This window comes from Porphyromonas sp. KLE 1280 (assembly GCF_000700805.1).
In the GTDB taxonomy this organism is placed as follows: Bacteria; Bacteroidota; Bacteroidia; order Bacteroidales; family Porphyromonadaceae; genus Porphyromonas; species Porphyromonas pasteri.
In genome coordinates this window covers 365,176-381,380 of record NZ_KL362963.1, presented here as the reverse complement: position 1 = coordinate 381,380, position 16,205 = coordinate 365,176, and the positions used below count along the sequence as shown (strand labels likewise).

Annotated in this window: 13 protein-coding genes; 9 read left to right on the top strand and 4 right to left on the bottom strand. The window is 59.5% G+C overall.

The window, feature by feature from the left end:
- The first annotated feature begins 127 nt into the window (after window positions 1–127).
- Both HMPREF1121_RS05205 and HMPREF1121_RS05200 read left to right on the top strand, forming a co-directional pair.
- Window positions 128–2,629: a DUF4982 domain-containing protein gene (locus tag HMPREF1121_RS05205; RefSeq protein ID WP_044115111.1), complete on the top strand. Its 2,502-nt coding sequence runs from the start codon at window positions 128–130 to the stop codon at window positions 2,627–2,629.
- 9 nt (window positions 2,630–2,638) lie between these two features.
- Window positions 2,639–3,898 (top strand): THUMP-like domain-containing protein, encoded by a 1,260-nt coding sequence (locus tag HMPREF1121_RS05200; protein ID WP_044115110.1) that lies wholly within the window; start codon window positions 2,639–2,641, stop codon window positions 3,896–3,898.
- Between the two features lie 98 nt (window positions 3,899–3,996).
- Here the strand turns inward: HMPREF1121_RS05200 and nagB are convergent, their stop codons facing one another.
- The 4 genes from nagB to HMPREF1121_RS05180 all read right to left on the bottom strand — a co-directional run bounded on the left by nagB (window position 3,997) and on the right by HMPREF1121_RS05180 (window position 7,937).
- Window positions 3,997–4,782, bottom strand: a complete 786-nt coding sequence (nagB, locus tag HMPREF1121_RS05195; protein WP_044115109.1) for a glucosamine-6-phosphate deaminase — start codon at window positions 4,780–4,782, stop codon at window positions 3,997–3,999.
- A 55-nt stretch (window positions 4,783–4,837) separates the two neighbouring features.
- Entirely contained in the window at window positions 4,838–6,040 is a 1,203-nt protein-coding gene (locus HMPREF1121_RS05190) for an FprA family A-type flavoprotein (RefSeq protein ID WP_044115107.1), read from the bottom strand.
- 96 nt (window positions 6,041–6,136) lie between these two features.
- Entirely contained in the window at window positions 6,137–7,003 is an 867-nt protein-coding gene (gene lgt / locus HMPREF1121_RS05185) for a prolipoprotein diacylglyceryl transferase (protein WP_044115105.1), read from the bottom strand.
- 37 nt (window positions 7,004–7,040) lie between these two features.
- A complete protein-coding gene (locus HMPREF1121_RS05180; protein WP_044115168.1) occupies window positions 7,041–7,937 on the bottom strand; it encodes a diaminopimelate dehydrogenase in 897 nt (298 codons plus the stop codon).
- 747 nt (window positions 7,938–8,684) lie between these two features.
- On the opposite strand from HMPREF1121_RS05180, the gene HMPREF1121_RS05175 reads away from it, so the two are divergent.
- The 7 genes from HMPREF1121_RS05175 (at window position 8,685) to HMPREF1121_RS05145 (ending at window position 16,158) form a co-directional block, all read left to right on the top strand.
- Window positions 8,685–9,374, top strand: a complete 690-nt coding sequence (locus tag HMPREF1121_RS05175; RefSeq protein WP_044115104.1) for a hypothetical protein — start codon at window positions 8,685–8,687, stop codon at window positions 9,372–9,374.
- A 191-nt stretch (window positions 9,375–9,565) separates the two neighbouring features.
- Complete coding sequence (gene proS / locus HMPREF1121_RS05170; protein ID WP_044115103.1) at window positions 9,566–11,044, top strand: proline--tRNA ligase; 1,479 nt, start codon at window positions 9,566–9,568, stop codon at window positions 11,042–11,044.
- 21 nt (window positions 11,045–11,065) lie between these two features.
- Window positions 11,066–11,539 (top strand): preQ(1) synthase, encoded by a 474-nt coding sequence (gene queF, locus HMPREF1121_RS05165; RefSeq protein ID WP_009432540.1) that lies wholly within the window; start codon window positions 11,066–11,068, stop codon window positions 11,537–11,539.
- Complete coding sequence (locus HMPREF1121_RS05160) at window positions 11,536–12,417, top strand: diacylglycerol/lipid kinase family protein (protein ID WP_044115102.1); 882 nt, start codon at window positions 11,536–11,538, stop codon at window positions 12,415–12,417. The genes queF and HMPREF1121_RS05160 overlap by 4 nt, the downstream gene beginning before the upstream one ends.
- 21 nt (window positions 12,418–12,438) lie before the next feature.
- A complete protein-coding gene (locus HMPREF1121_RS05155) occupies window positions 12,439–12,660 on the top strand; it encodes a hypothetical protein (protein ID WP_044115101.1) in 222 nt (73 codons plus the stop codon).
- Window positions 12,660–13,109 carry a nucleoside deaminase gene (locus HMPREF1121_RS05150; RefSeq protein ID WP_044115100.1) on the top strand — a complete coding sequence of 150 codons (450 nt, stop codon included), beginning with the start codon at window positions 12,660–12,662 and terminating at the stop codon, window positions 13,107–13,109. The genes HMPREF1121_RS05155 and HMPREF1121_RS05150 overlap by 1 nt, the downstream gene beginning before the upstream one ends.
- Before the next feature lie 178 nt (window positions 13,110–13,287).
- Window positions 13,288–16,158 (top strand): M16 family metallopeptidase, encoded by a 2,871-nt coding sequence (locus tag HMPREF1121_RS05145; RefSeq protein ID WP_044115098.1) that lies wholly within the window; start codon window positions 13,288–13,290, stop codon window positions 16,156–16,158.
- Window positions 16,159–16,205 lie beyond the last annotated feature (47 nt).

The following is a 16,205-nucleotide window of genomic DNA, read 5'->3' as shown; positions in this document are numbered from 1 at the left end:
GTCGCAGGGCATACGGGCGGCTGGGTCGGGGCTTTTTGCTTATCTTTGACTTTTGAGATCGTGCCCACTCTGGGCGCATCTTCTCTCCATGTACATTATTATATAGAAATACAGATACTCATCTCACATGAAGCGACTATCCGCATGTACCCTTGCGCTATGTGCCGCCCTCAGCCACCAGCTACAGGCCCAGCGCTCTGAGCTCCTCCTCGAGAAGGGGTGGCGCTTCACCCGCCAGGACCAGGCTTCCTTCTCCACCCCCGACTACAATGACAGCAAGTGGAGCCGTGTCACCGTCCCCCACGACTGGGCGATCTACGGGCCCTTTAGCTTTGAGAACGACAAGCAGCATCTGGCTATCGCGCAGGATGGTCAGAAGGAAGCTATGGAGCATGCTGGTCGTACCGGTGGCCTTCCCTTCGTAGGGGTTGGCTGGTACCGCCGCAGCTTGGACATCCCTCAAGACCTCGGTGACCGCCGTGTCTTCCTCCGCTTCGATGGCGCGATGAGCCACGCCCGCGTCTACGTCAACGGCAAGGAGGTCGGCTACTGGCCCTATGGCTACAACACGTTTGCCTTCGACATCACCCCATACGTTCGTCCCGGCGCAAGCAACACGCTTGCTGTCCGCCTGGAGAACAAGCACGAGAGCAGCCGCTGGTACCCTGGCGCAGGGCTCTACCGCAACGTGCACCTCACCATCACCTCCCCCGTCTACGTCCCTCTCTGGGGCACACAGATCCAGACCCCCACAGCCAAGGCAAGCCACGCCTATGTGGATGTCCGTACACGCATCGCAGGGATGAGCTCGCTCGCTGGCCGTCCTCTACAGGTGACGACCCAGCTCCTCTCCCCTGCTGGCAAGGTCGTCGCACAGTGCGAAGAGGAGATCCAGAGCTCTAGTGCTGAACACCTCTGCCATACGGGCTTCGAGCTCCAGAGCCCCCAGCTCTGGGACATCAACCAGCCTCACCTCTACAAGTATGTCGTCGAGCTAAGCGATGGCGGACGTGTACTCGACCGCGACACCACGACCTTCGGTATCCGCTCCATCGAACTGAAGGCGGGCGAAGGCTTCTTCCTCAACGGCCGTAAGCTGAAGTTCCAAGGCGCTTGCCTCCACCACGACCTTGGTCCTCTCGGTGCCGCTGTCAACGAGGCTGCTATGCGCCGCCAGATCCGCCAGATGCAGGACATGGGCGTCAATGCCATCCGCACCTCGCACAACATGCCCGCACCTGAGTTCGTCCGTCTCTGCGACGAGATGGGTATGCCCCTGATGGCCGAGAGCTTCGACTCATGGGCCCAGCCCAAGGTGCCCAACGGCTACAACCTGGACTTCAACGAGTGGCATGAGCGTGACCTCACGAACCTCATCCACCAGTTCCGCAACAGCCCCTCGGTCATCATGTGGAGCATCGGGAACGAAGTCCCCGAGCAGCCGAGCCTCGAAGGCGCTAAGCTCGCCTACCGTCTGCAGGAGATCTGCCACCGCGAAGACCCCACGCGCCCCGTCACCAACGGCATGGACAATCCCCTCGGCGTGCTGAAGAGCGGTATGGCTGGTACCCTTGATATCCCGGGCTTCAACTACCGTCCCTTCCTCTACGACACCGCACACAAGGTCCTGCCGCAGGGCTTCCTCCTCGGCTCCGAGACCTGCTCCACGGTGAGCTCGCGCGGTGTGTATAAGTTCCCTGTCGTACGCAAGAGCATGGCGAAGTACCCCGACCATCAGTCTTCGGGCTACGACGTCGAGCACTGCGGCTGGAGCAACCTCCCCGAGGACGACTTCATCCGTCAGGAGGACCACGACTGGAGTATGGGCGAATTCATCTGGACGGGTATCGATTACCTCGGTGAGCCTACCCCCTACTACAGCGAATGGCCCAGCCACTCCTCGCTCTTCGGTGCTATTGACCTGGCAGGGATCCCCAAGGATCGCTTCTATCTCTACCGCAGCCACTGGAACAAGGACGCTGAGACGCTTCACATCCTCCCCCACTGGACGTGGCCTGGGCGCGAAGGGCAGGTAACCCCTATCTTCGTGTACACCAACCACCCCGAGGCTGAGCTCTTCATCAACGGTAAGAGCCAGGGTCGCCAGAAGAAGGATACCAGCATCACCATCGACGCTACGGAGAACAAGGAGAGCCAAGAGGCCTTCACCCGTCAGAAGCGCTACCGCCTGATGTGGATGGACACGAAGTACGAGCCAGGTGAAGTCAAGGTCGTTGCCTACGATAAGTTAGGTAATGCTGTCGCAGAGCAGGTAGTCCGCACCGCTGGTCGTCCCCATCACCTTGAGCTCATCGCTGACCGCACGAGCATCGCCGCCGACGGCAAGGATATCGCCTTCGTCACGGTACGTGTCGTAGACAAGGACGGCAACCTCATCCCCGATGACGCACGCCTCCTGCAGTTCAAGGTCACGGGCGCAGGCTCCTTCCGCGCTGCTGCATCGGGCAATCCCGCCTCACTCGATGCCTTCCACCTGCCCCAGCACCACGCCTTCAGCGGTCAGCTCGTAGCCCTCGTACAGAGCGATGAGAAGGCTGGCGAAGCTATCCTCTCCGTCTCAGCTAAGGGCCTGCCCACGGCTAAGATCCGCATCCAAGTCACGAAGTAGCCACCCGTCGTGTCGCTACAGCTCGACTTCATACACCATATCCTCTCGCTGCAGGAGGCCTATCGGGGCACATCCCCCGATAGGATCCTCCTCGGCAAAGGATCCCTCTCTCGCGAGGAGCGCACTGCGCTTGCCCTGCAGCTGACGGCAGAGTCAGCCCTCCGAAGGAAGCTCCCCAGCTGGCACACGGCTGGGGTTTTCCTTCCCTCATCCCTGACGCTGGAGCAGTGCTCGAGCGAAGAAGCCGCCCGCTATAAGGCACGCTTCGCCACGCCTACCGACCGCCTCATCGACCTTACGGGGGGCTTCGGCGTGGACTTCTGGGCACTCACGAGCGTCACGGGGCAAGGGGTCTACGTCGAGCGACAGGCTGATCTCGTCGCAGCAGCACGAGCGAACCTCCCTCGCCTACTTCCCGAGGCGAAGCTCCAGCTCATCCACGGTGAGTCGATCCCCCAGCTACGGGAGCTCATCACCATGCACCAGCCTACCCTCATCTACCTTGATCCCGCCCGCAGAGAGGGCGAGGACACGACGCGTAGAGTCTACGCCATCGAGGACTGTGAGCCCAGCCTACACACGCTCCTCCCCGAGCTTCACGCCCTCTATCGTGAGCTCTCCCTCCCCTTCCCTCGCCTGCTTGTCAAGCTCTCACCGATGCTCGATGTGGTGCATACGCTCCGCTCCGTGGCTGGCGTGCGGGAGCTACACGTCGTCTCGGTACGTGGCGAAGCCAAGGAGCTTCTCCTCCTCATCGACCTCGCTGAGGCTACGGGCGAAGCAAAGCCCGAGGCGGTGACCTTCATCGCTCAAGACCTGCATCCCACGCAGCCTACCCCTGCCTTCGTCCTCCCCGAAGCACTACACTATGAGGAGAGCGCCCAGCTACGCTATGCCGTGAGCCCCCGCGCCTACCTCTTCGAGCCCCATGCGGCACTGATGAAGACGGGACTCTACCGCAGTATCGGTGCTGTCTACGGCCTCGAAGCCCTGCACCCCAATAGCCACCTCTACACGGCAGACACGCTCCCCGAAGCGCCCTTCCCTGGGCGTGTCTTCGCTGTCGAGGCGGTCTATCCCTTCGCTTCGTCCCAGCTCAAGGCACTCGGTCGGGAGATCCGTGCAGCGCAGATCACCTGCCGCAACTTCCCCCTGCGTCCCGAAGCCCTGCGCGCTAAGCTCCGCATCAAGGACAGCGCCGAGCAGACGCTCTTCGGCACGACAGCCTCCGACGGCTCGCACGTACTCATCCGCTGCCGCCGCGTCTAATTAGACGCTACGACAGCATACAAAGGCCTCACGCCCCACGACTACTCCGAGGATAGTCATGGGGCGTGAGGCCTTTTAAGTCAGGGGAAGCGAGAGCCTTAGAGGCGCTCGATATCCTTGAAGTAGTTGTACGTACCGACCTTCAGCTCGATGCAGGCTGCTTCGTCACAGACGATGATGCCCTTGGGGTGGAGCTGCAGAGCGGTGATCGTCCACATCTGGTTCACACAGCCTTCGACAGCCTGCTGCAGGGCACGAGCCTTGCCGTGCCCGTTGACGAGGATCAGTACCTCACGGGCAGCCATGACGGTACCGACACCGACGGTGAGGGCCGTCTTAGGCACCTTGTTCACGTCGCCATCGAAGAAGCGGCTGTTGGCGATGATGGTGTCGGTGGTGAGGGTCTTCATACGGGTGCGTGAGGAGAGCGAAGAGCCTGGCTCATTGAAGGCGATGTGCCCGTCGGGACCGATACCGCCGAGGAAGAGGTCGATACCACCTACGGCGAGGATCGCTTCCTCGTAGGCTGCGCACTCGGCCTCGAGGTCGGTGGCATTACCGTTGAGGATGTGTACGTTCTCCTTCTTGATGTCGATGTGGCTGAAGAAGTTCTTCCACATAAAGGTGTGGTAGCTCTCGGGATGATCCTGGGGGATACCTACGTACTCATCCATGTTGAAGGTGACGACGTGCTCGAAGGATACACGCCCGGCCTGATGAGCAGCCACCAGGGCACGATACATGCCGAGGGGCGAGGAGCCTGTGGGCAGACCAAGTACGAAGGGCTTAGCAGCCGTAGGAGCGGCAGCATTGATCTTCTGGACTACATAGTCCGCTGCCCACTGGGAGATGCCCACATAGTCGGGCTGGATGATTAGACGCATGCGATCTGTGTTTAGAAATTGATGGATTGATATGCAAATTGGAATTAGGGGGGGACTAAGCCTTGAGGCGCTCGGCCATCTGCGTGCCGAGGTCCCAAGCTGCGCCGATGACGGAGGGAAGGTCCGCCATCTTCAGCTCGAAGCCCTCACCGACAGCCTCCCACTTCATCTCTTCGGCGAAGGGACGGAGGCGCTTGAGGGCGGCGGGAGCCCACGCATAGGAGCCAAAGGCCGCGTAGATGCGGTCCTTGACATCGCGGATGCGGATGAGGTTCATGAGGTTCTCTATGGGGGGGAAGAGCTCACCACAGTAGGTGGGGCTACCGATGATGAGACCACGGTAGCGGAAGACATCACGCAGGATGACCGAGGGGTCGCTCTTGGTGACGTTGTGACAGACGATGGACTTCACGCCTGAGGCAGCGAGGCTCTGTGCGAGGATGTCGGCCAGCTGCTCGGTATTGCCGTACATCGAGCCGTAGAGGATGACGACACCCTCCTCGGTCTCGTTGCTCGAGAGGCGGTCGTAGAGTCCGCGAGCATCGGCAAAGCCCTCACGCGTCCAGATGACACCATGCGAGGGGCATACATACTCGATGTCGAGGCCCTGCTTGTCGATATTGGCCAGCGCCTTCTTGACGAAGGGGCCGTACTTCCCGATGACGCAGGCGTAGTAGCGCACCATCTCATCGAGGTAGGACTGGCGGTCGGTGAGGTGGCTATCGAAGATATGCCCACTCAGCGCGCCGAAGGAGCCGAAGGCATCAGCAGAGAAGAGGAGGCGGTTGGACTGCTCGTAGGTGAACATCACCTCGGGCCAGTGTACCATAGGAGCCATCAGGAAGGAGAACTCATGGCTACCGATACGCAGCGCATCGCCACTCTTGACCTCGTGGAGGCCCGTCGTGATACCATGGAAGCCACTGAGCATATCGAAGGCCTTCTTGTTCCCCACGATCTGCATGTCGGGGTAGCGCTGACGCAGGAGACCGATCGAGCCACCATGGTCAGGCTCCATGTGGTTGATGATCAGATAATCCACGGGACGGCCCTGCAGGATGAGGTCGAGCTTGTGGAAGAAGACATCCGAGTAGCAGACGTCGACCGTATCGATGAGGGTAGTCTTCTCGTCTACGATGAGATAAGCGTTATAAGCCACGCCCGAGGGGATCGACCAGACGTTCTCGAAGCGCTCTTTCATGCGGTCGTTCACGCCGACGTAGTAGACGGAGTCAGTGATCTGAGGTACTTGGTACATAGTCCGTAGTGTAGTGATAGGGTGTAATAGTATGGATAAGACAAGGAAGGGGCGCTCCCCCGCAGTCGTCAGGACTCGGGGAGCGCCTCTATGTTGTTAGCTTTTCTTTTTGTCAAGGGGCTCAGGACTGAGCGGATGGCGGTAGGCGTAGACGATGAGTGCGATGCCTGCCACGACGAAGGGGATGCTAAGCAGTTGCCCCATATTGATACCGTAGCTGGCGACCATATTGACCTCCCAAGCCTCCTGTACGTTCTTGATGCTCTCGACGAAGAAGCGGAAGCCGAAGACGCCCGTCAGGAAGTAGCCGAGGATGAGGCCCGAGTAGCGGCGAGCAGCGTCACGCACCCAGTAGAGATACATACACAGGGCGAAGACGAGGAGGTAAGCCAGCGCTTCGTAGATCTGTGTCGGGTGGCAGGCGGGGATCGCCATACCGCGCTCAGCGTAGCCAGCGAACTCCGAGGCGCGAGGGAAGATGAAGCCCCAAGGTGCATCGGTCGGGCGGCCGAAGATCTCGCTATTCATCAGGTTCCCCATACGGATAAGTGCCGCAGCCAGCCCCGTGGGGACAGCCAGACGGTCGAGCGTCCAGAGGATGGACTTCTTCGTCACACGGCGCGAGTAGATCCATACGGCGAGGATGATCCCGATGGTCCCCCCGTGGCTCGCCAAGCCACCTTCCCACACCTTGAGGATGTCCCCAGGGTGGGCAAGGTAGTAGGAGGGATTGTAGAAGAGGACGTGCCCCAGTCGCGCCCCGATGACGGTGCCGAGGACGACATAGATATAGAGGGAGTTCATCCACTCCTCCGGCAGGCGCTCACGCTTCCAGATACGCTCCTCGATCATCGGGCCGAGGATCAGGAGCCCAAGGGCGAAGAGGAGGCCGTACCAGCGGATACCGCGGCCGAAGATATCTATGATGACGGGATCGACGTCCCAAGTGATGGCACTAAGCATAGGCTAAAGGGGCTTGAGAGAGAGGGGAAATAAAGGATTAGCAGAGCTTGCCGATCCAGTGCTCGCGCTCACCAGGGAGCAGGTCGATGACAGGGATCTCCTGCATCGTGTAGCAGCCAGGAGCCAGACGGCGCGTAGCACGTGCTACGGCGACGAGGATCTGAGCGGTGAGAGCGGGGTTATTGATCTTCATGTTGAACTCGAGGAGCTGATTCTGCGTGGTGCCCGAGACGCCCTTGCGAGTCATGTGTACGCCGTGGCCCATATCGATGAGCTGGTCGACGTCATCGACGACGGTGACGTGCGTCTCGTCATGGACGAAGTACGCATCCGACTTGATCGCCTGGATGACCTCCTCGGCCTTGTAGCCAGACTCCAGCTCGATGTAGACCATACGGCGGTGGATACCCGTGCCCGTGGGGATCGTCATCGAGAGGGCCTTGCGGACACCTGCGATGGCCTTCACGGCGACGGTGTGGCCCATGCTCATACCTGGGCCGAAGTTGGTATAGGTGATCCCCTTGGGGACGATAGCCTCCATCAGCGTGCGGACGACCGAGTCACTCCCTGGGTCCCAGCCCGAGGCGATGACGGAGACGGCACCGTGGGCACGGGCGGTCTCGCTGAGGTTCTTACGCAGCTGCAGGATATCGGTGTGGATGTCGAAGCTGTCGACCGTGTGGATGCCCAGTGGGAGGATCTGCTGAGCGGTAGCCTCTACCAGACGCGTAGGGGTACAGAGGATAGCTACATCGACGTCCTCCAGCTCCTCGATGCGGCTGACGACGTGGTAGGGACGGAGTTCGTAGGGGACATTCGAGGGGTCACGACGCACGACACCTGCGATCTCAAAGTCGGGTGCTGCCTCGAGAGCCTCGATGGTGTAGCGACCGATATTTCCGTAGCCGACGACAGCGGCACGTAGCTTCTTCATCTCTGACATATTTCTGTTGTTTTTGAGGTGAGTAAAATGATTAGTACATCTATTATAATTACAAAGATACGAAAACCACCCTATGCCACTGGCCCCTCACTCCACGACGACAGACCGCCCTCCCGAAGGGGTGCGACGACAAGGCCATACAGTCCCCTTCCGAGTAGCTATACAAGGTAGCCCCCCGAAGGTGTAGAGGAAAAGGCGCGAAGTAGCACGGCCTTTCTTCGGAGCGCCGCGAGAATTTCACCCGAAGCACTACACCTATTCTTTCGTCTACGCACGTGGATTTTAGGGCCAGGCACGTAAATCCTATCATCTCGGCACGTAGTCTTTAAGTCCTCGCACGTAGACGAAAGAATAGGCATGGTGCTTCGCAACTTTCCCTCTACTCCTCCGCAACTTTTCCTCGCTTGTTTCAAGCTAATTACAGCACCACTTCGCCCCTCACAGCCGTACCAACGCAGGGCTTTCTCCGCCACACCACAGACCCGCTGAAGGGCGAGAATCCGCACCTCTACCCTATGCCCATCGTTTTGCGTGAGAAAAATCTCTACCTTCGCTCTCAGACGATACACTACTTCCCTTTCCTGAAGGCGCTATGAGGTCACCCACCAGAAGGACCGTGAGAAGCAAGCACCGCCTGCCGTTAACAAGTCATACGAACACCCCATCCCTACGGCACACACCGATGGGACTATGCAACCTCAGGTGACCTCATCACCAACCCTAATAGTACTCAATCCTATGAGAAAGCTCGTACTCCCTATGGCTAACTTCAAGAGATTAGCTGGAGTGCTCCTCGCTACGTCTGTAGTAGCTACCTCCGCAGCAGCTCAAGAGTCGCAGAAGCCTACCCTGACAACCGAGATCGGTCTCTCCACCGTGTGGAACACAGGGATGAATATCTCTCCCTTCGGCTTAAAGTATCAGTCCGAATACTTTGGCTTACGTCCCGCCCTACATACACAGCTCCTCCTACAGTACAAGCCAGGGGAGGCCATCGGCTTAGAAGCACAGGGCTTGCAGTGGCGCCGGTCGCTCGCAGACTTATCCGCAGAGACGCGTATCCAGCAGAGCTATGTGGGGCTGGCCTGGGCGAAGGTAAGCCCACTCAATAGGCCGAGCTTCTTCCTGCGAAATAGCCTCAGCGTGGGCCTCACCTACACCCACGGCTTAGCACAAGCCTGGGGGAGCCGAGACGAGACCAAGGCGAATGCCTGGGGGATAGGGCTCACCTACCGCCTGACACTGGGCTACCGCCTATCGCCCTACCATGCTATCGGCTTGCAGGTCGGGCTAAGCACCTATAGCTCCTTCGGCTGGCGGGGGACATTTAGCCCCGATGCCTACACAGGGAGCATACTCGGGAAGAATACGAATGTCGGGGTCTATCCCAGCGTAGGCCTTGTCTTCACCAACCCATTAGGGCGATAGGCGTACACCACACCAATCCGTCCTCCACTCGATCCCGTGAGGGGGTATGCTTGGCCCATCGGCTATAGCATACCCCCTCGCGGGTGGTTTGACCTCTGGTGAGACCCAGAGCGCTACCCGCCGCCACTCCCTTGGTTTTAGTATCTTTGTGAACTCATAAACATAGAGATAGATAACGACACATAATCATAATGGCAAAAGAACTCAAGGAACTGACTCCCCGCCGCGTGGATTACTCCCAGTGGTATCAGGATCTCGTCATCAAGGCAGACTTAGCTGAGAGCGCCGCCGTGCGCGGCTGTATGGTCATCAAGCCCTACGGCTACGCTATCTGGGAGCGCATGCAGCGCCAGCTCGATGACATGTTTAAGGAAACAGGTCACTACAACGCATACTTCCCCCTCTTCATCCCGAAGAGCTTCCTCAGCAAGGAGGCCGACCACGTCGAGGGCTTCGCTAAGGAGTGTGCCGTCGTCACCCACTACCGCCTGAAGACCAGCCCTGACGGGGGCGTCGTCGTGGACCCTGAGGCTAAGCTCGAGGAAGAACTCATCGTGCGCCCTACCTCCGAGACCATTATCTGGAATACGTACAAGGGCTGGATCCAGTCCTACCGTGACCTGCCGATCCTCTGCAACCAGTGGGCGAACGTCGTACGCTGGGAGATGCGCACACGCCTCTTCTTGCGCACCGCTGAGTTCCTCTGGCAGGAAGGTCACACCGCCCACGCTACCCGTGAGGAGGCCGAAGAAGAAGCAGTACGCATGGTCAATGTCTACGCCGACTTCGCCCGTGACTTCCTCGCTATCCCCGTGCATGTCGGTGTGAAGAGCGCCAACGAGCGCTTCGCCGGTGCCGTAGAGACCTACACCATCGAGGCACTGATGCAGGATGGCAAGGCGCTGCAGAGCGGTACGTCACACTTCCTTGGGCAGAACTTCGCCAAGGCCTTCGACGTCACCTTCACCAACAAGGACGGCCAGCAGGAGCTCGTATGGGCTACCTCATGGGGCGTATCGACCCGTCTGATGGGTGCGCTCATCATGAGCCACTCCGATGACAACGGTCTTGTCCTCCCCCCAACGCTTGCCCCTCATCAGGTCGTCATCGTCCCCATCTACAAGACGCTCGAGCAGCGTGACGAGATCGGCCGCCACGTAGAGCCCCTCATCGCCGAGCTGAAGAAGCGCGGCATCCGTGTGCGCTACGACGACGCAGACAACAAGAAGCCCGGGTGGAAGTTCTCCGAATACGAGCTCAAGGGCGTACCCGTACGCCTGGCCCTCGGTGGCCGTGACCTCGAGAACGGCACGGTAGAAGTCGCTCGCCGTGACACGCTCACCAAGGAGACCTGCGCCTTCGACGGCATCGCCGATCACATCGCTCAGCTCCTCGACGAGATCCAGCAGAACATCTACCAGAAGGCGCTCGACTACCGCGAGAGCCACACCATCACGGTCGATACCTATGAGGAATTCAAGGAGAAGATCGAGGAAGGTGGCTTCATCCTCGCTCACTGGGATGGTACTCCCGAGACCGAAGAGAAGATCAAGGCCGAGACGAAGGCTACGATCCGCTGTATCCCTCTCGAGGGCGACAAGACTCCAGGCAAGTGCATGGTCACCGGCAAGCCCTCGGCTCAGCGTGTCCTCTTCGCCCGCGCCTACTAACCCATCATCACAGACTACCCTATGGCCAGCATACGTGACGGAGAGAACGAACTCTCCCTCCTCGGATCGAAGACCACCCAGTACAGCCAGGACTACGCTCCTGAGGTACTGGAGGCCTTCACCAACAAGCATCAGGGCAACGACTACTGGGTGCGCTTCCACTGCCCCGAGTTCACCAGCCTCTGCCCCATCACGGCACAGCCCGACTATGCGACCATCTACATCAACTACATCCCCGATGTACGCATGGTCGAGAGCAAGAGCCTCAAGCTCTACCTCTTCAGCTTCCGCAATCATGGGGCTTTCCATGAGGACTGCGTGAATATCATCATGAAGGACCTCATCGAGCTTATGGATCCACGATACATCGAGGTCGTCGGGGACTTCACCCCACGCGGTGGTATCAGCATTCTGCCCTTCGCCAACTACGGGCGCCCCGGCACGAAGTACGAGGAGCTCGCCTTCCAGCGCTTAGCTAATCACCCCGTACGATGAAGAAAGTCCTTGCCATCATCAACCCCATCTCTGGTACGGGGTCGAAGAAAAATATCCCCGATCTCTTAGGCCAAGCCTACAACGCATCGGAGTACGAACTCTTCCTCACCTACACCAAGGCCGCGGGGCACGCCGAAGAGCTTGCCCGACGTGCCGCCAGCGAAGGCTACGACCACGTCATAGCCGTCGGAGGTGATGGCACGGTCAATGAGGTCGCACGCGGCCTCGTCGGGAGCCAGACGGCTCTCGGCATCGTACCGAAGGGCTCGGGCAATGGTCTGGCACGCACGCTCGGCCTCTCGATGAAGAGCGATCAGGTCATCCAGCAGCTCGTCAGCGGTCGCCGTATCGCCATCGACAGCTGCGAGCTCAACGGACGCCCCTTCTTCTGCACCTGCGGGATGGGCTTCGACGCTGCCGTCAGTAGGTCCTTCGCCGAGGCCTCCACACGTGGCCCCGTGACCTACCTGCGCACCATGATCGAGGAGTACCGCTCCTTCAAGCCCGAGACCTATCGCCTCGACATCAACGACGGTGAGCGCACCCTCGAGACGGAGGCCTTCGTCCTCGTCGTGGCGAACGCCACGCAGTACGGGAACAATGCCTACATCGCTCCCGAGGCAGACCTGTCAGACGGCCTGCTGGATCTGGCGATCATACGCCCCTTCCCCATCCTCGAGGCAGCTGTGGTCTTAGGTGACCTCATGCTCGGCAAGCTCGCTGACAACAAGCACTACGAGACCGAGCGCATCAAGTCGCTCCGCATCGAGCGCCCCACAGCAGGCGCCGTACATATCGACGGTGAGCCCCTCGAGCTGGGTACCACCATCGACATCAAGCTGCGCCCCCACTCGCTGCACGTCATCATCCCTCAATAGCACGCCTCCCCTCAGCACGCCATGGCCAAGAAACGGGCCTTGCCCCCACGCCCACGCCTCCGACGTACGCACCGCCTCACGCTCACCCTCAACGAGCGCGAGTACAAGGCGATCATCGACCACTGTGAGAGCCGACGTATCGTGAGCCGCACAGGCTGGATGCGCGAGGTCATCATGGCCGAGGTCATCACGGAGCATGAGCGCAATGCGCCCTTCCTCTTCGACGAAGCTGAGATGCAGTGATGAGCACCATCCTCCCCTATTCTGACGAATACTTCATGCGCCAGGCCCTCGATGAGGCAGCCTTGGCCTACGAAGCGGGCGAAGTACCCATCGGTGCTGTCGTCGTCTGCCGTGGGCAGATCATCGCCCGAGCACACAACGAGGTCGAGCGCCTCAGTGACCCCACAGCCCATGCCGAGGTGCTGGCAGTGACAGCCGCCACGGAGTATATGGGTAGTAAGTTCCTCCCCGACTGCCAGCTCTATGTGACAGTGGAGCCCTGCGTGATGTGTGCTGGGGCGCTCTTTTGGGCTCGCTTAGGGGAGATTATTTATGGTGCAGGAGAGGAGAAGTTCGGCTACCGACACTATGCGCCCGACCTCTTCCCCCGTCGTACCAAGATACGTGGAGGACTGCTTGCCGACGAGGCGCGCGAGCTGATGCAGCGCTTCTTCGCAGCACGCCGATAGCCTCTATTTATCGCATCTCATACCATATTAGTGCGCCTTAGTACGAGTATTGCGGCACTTTATGTACATTTGGAGCGTTTTATGAGTGGCGGGAGACCGCCTTACTCTGAACTCGGGGGAGGAGCGTCCTCCCACTATACTATACTGACGTAACCTGATCAATAGACCCGAATACGTGATGACGACTAAGACACCACGCGCGACTCGACTCGCTAAAAGCCTCCTGATAGCAGCTGCCTTGGGAGGGCTTTCTTACACCCAACTATCCGCACAAGTATCTACCCTCCGCACAGGCCGTCTCCCCAACGGGCTGACGTACTACATCAGCCGTGATGCGGGTGCCTCCGAGGGTACGGCACACTTCTTCCTCCTACAGAATGTCGGGGCGATCCTCGAGGATGACAAGCAGAATGGTCTTGCCCACTACCTCGAGCACATGGCCTTCGAAGCCACCGAGCACTTCCCTGGGGGCGTGATGAACTACCTGCGTACGCGTGGGCTCTACAGCTTCGACGCACGCACGGGTACGGACGACACGCGCTACAGCATCATGGATGTCCCTACGACAGAGAAGGGCCTCACCGACTCCGTGCTCCTCATCCTCAAGGACTGGTGCAGTGGCATCTCCATTACCGAAAAGGATACGGAGAAGCAGCGCGGCATCATCATCGAAGAGTGGCGCCAGCGTGGCGGCATCGACAAGCGTCTCAGCGATAGTATCGCCGGCGTCATCTACAATGGCTCGCAGTACTCCAAGCGCAATGTCATCGGTAGCCTCGACGTGCTGAAGACCTTCAAGTATCCCGATATCCAGGCCTTCTACAAGACGTGGTACCGCCCCGACCTGCAGTGCGTGATGATCGTCGGGGATATCGACCCCGCCGTCTATGAGCAGAAGGTGCAGAAGCTCTTCGCTTCACTCCCCGCTCCTCGCAATGCTAAGGCACGCCCCCCCTATGCGATTGACGACAATGCGCAGCCCCTCTACTATCGCTTCACTGATAAGGAGAACCGCTCACACTCCTACGGGCTCTACCAGCGTGTAGCCCCCCCCACGAATCGCCCCACGGCAGAGGCTACGAAGGACTACCTCCTCGGACAGCTCTTCAACACCCTCGCACCACAATACTTCGCTCGCCTGCGCAACCGCGGTGAGGAAGCCTATATCGCTGCCTCGGTGAGCTACTCACCGCTGGTACGTGGCTATGGGCAGTTCGCTTGGGACTTCGTACCCTACTCGGGTCAGGACAAGACTGCCCTCCAGCAGATCCTCGCCGCTCGAGCTCAGATGCCCTATGGCTTCTTCAGCGATGATGCCTTCGAGGCTGAGAAGCAGAAGCTCTATGATGGCATGAAGGAAGTACTGAGCGATGACAAGGGCCTCGGTACTCCACAGAACTTCATCGACATCTACCGCAACAACTACCTCTACGGTACGCCGATGCGCGAATTCCGCCAGCAGCTCGAGGACAACCTCGAGGCACTCGTCGAGCTGGAGGCTGACGACCTGCGTGCATGGCTCAAGCAGCGTGCGATGGGTGACCGCAACCTCGCCTTCGTCGCCTACACCAATAGCCCCTCCGTACCAGCGATCTCCGAGCAGGAGTTCCTCAAGGAGCTCTCAGCCTACAACACTCCCGTACAGGCTGCCGAAAGCAGTGAGCCTGCACCTATCACGAAGCTCATCGACTTCAAGCTCCCCGCAGGGAAGATCGCTCGTGAGAAGAAGATCCCTTCACTCGATGCTACCGAGTGGACGCTCTCCAATGGCATGAAGGTCATCTATAAGAATCTGGCCAAGGAGCTCAAGGGCGAAGTCCTCTTCCTCGCTTCGGCTAAGGGAGGTCAGTCCATCGTCAAGCCAGCCGACCTTCCCTCCTTCTCGGCTATGCAGAGCCTCATCATGGCCTCAGGTCTCTATAAGTACGACCGCAACCAGCTCGCCCAGTGGCTGCGCAATCGCCCCATGGAGGTCAACCTCTCCATCACCGAGTACATCGATGGGATGCAGGCACGCAGTAAGACGGACGGCGTAGACGACCTCTTCTCCTACCTCTACCTCGTGCTGAATAAGCAGCGCTTCGATCAGCAGATCTTCGACAAGTGGCTCCAGCGTAAGCGCTACATCTACGACTCGAAGCCCCAGCAGGGCCGCGAAGCCGTCGACCGCGAGATCAGCGAACTGCTGAACCCCATCACCGAGGCCAACCCTCGTGAGGACAATACCTTCTACGATAAGATGAAGCTGAGCGACCTGCCCCGCCTCTACGCTGAGCACTTCGGTGACGCTTCACAGCTGACGGGCTGTCTCGTCGGTGACATCAGCGAAGCAGAAGCTAAGCGCATCGTCACGACCTATCTGGCTGCCCTGCCTGGCAACCCCAAGGCACCACGTCGCACCTACACGATCCGCGACCATAGCTCTCGTGAGCGTGTAATCGAGCGTACCTTCGAGGTCGACACCGAGGGGGATCTGGGCGAAGTAGAGCTCTCCTTCCTCGGAGATAAGAAGCTCACCGACCGCGAGCGCATCGCCCTCGGTCTGCTGGAGCCCCTCCTGCAGAATCGTCTCTTTGACGAGCTTCGTGAGAAGGAGCAGGGTACCTACAGCATCGCCGTCAAGACGAACTACACCGATGACCCTGTAGCCAGCACGAGCCTCTCGATCCACTTCATCACCTCACGTGCTAAGGCCGACCACCTCAAGGCCCGCACCTATGAGATCCTCCGCTCCATCGCAGCAGGTCAGATCGACCGCGACGAGTATAAGAAGGTCCACATCCCTCAGGTCCTCGACGAAGAGGCTGAGGCGAAGGAAGCCGGTGACGGCATGGGCCTCGGCGTATGGATCGCCCTCCTGAATGCCTACGCTGAGACAGGCAAGGCCCCCGACCTCTCCAAGAAGACCGCTACCGGTCAGGAGGTCAAGGTCTCCGAAGTCACAGCTCAGGACGTCTCCTCCCTGCTGAAGAAGCTCCTCGACGAAGGCAAACGCCGTGACATCGTCGTCAAGAGCCTCGCCCCCGAAGCAAAGACCTGGGAGCACTAAGCCCTCTCTTGATATGTATCATATGCGCAAGCACCGCTGACACCGAC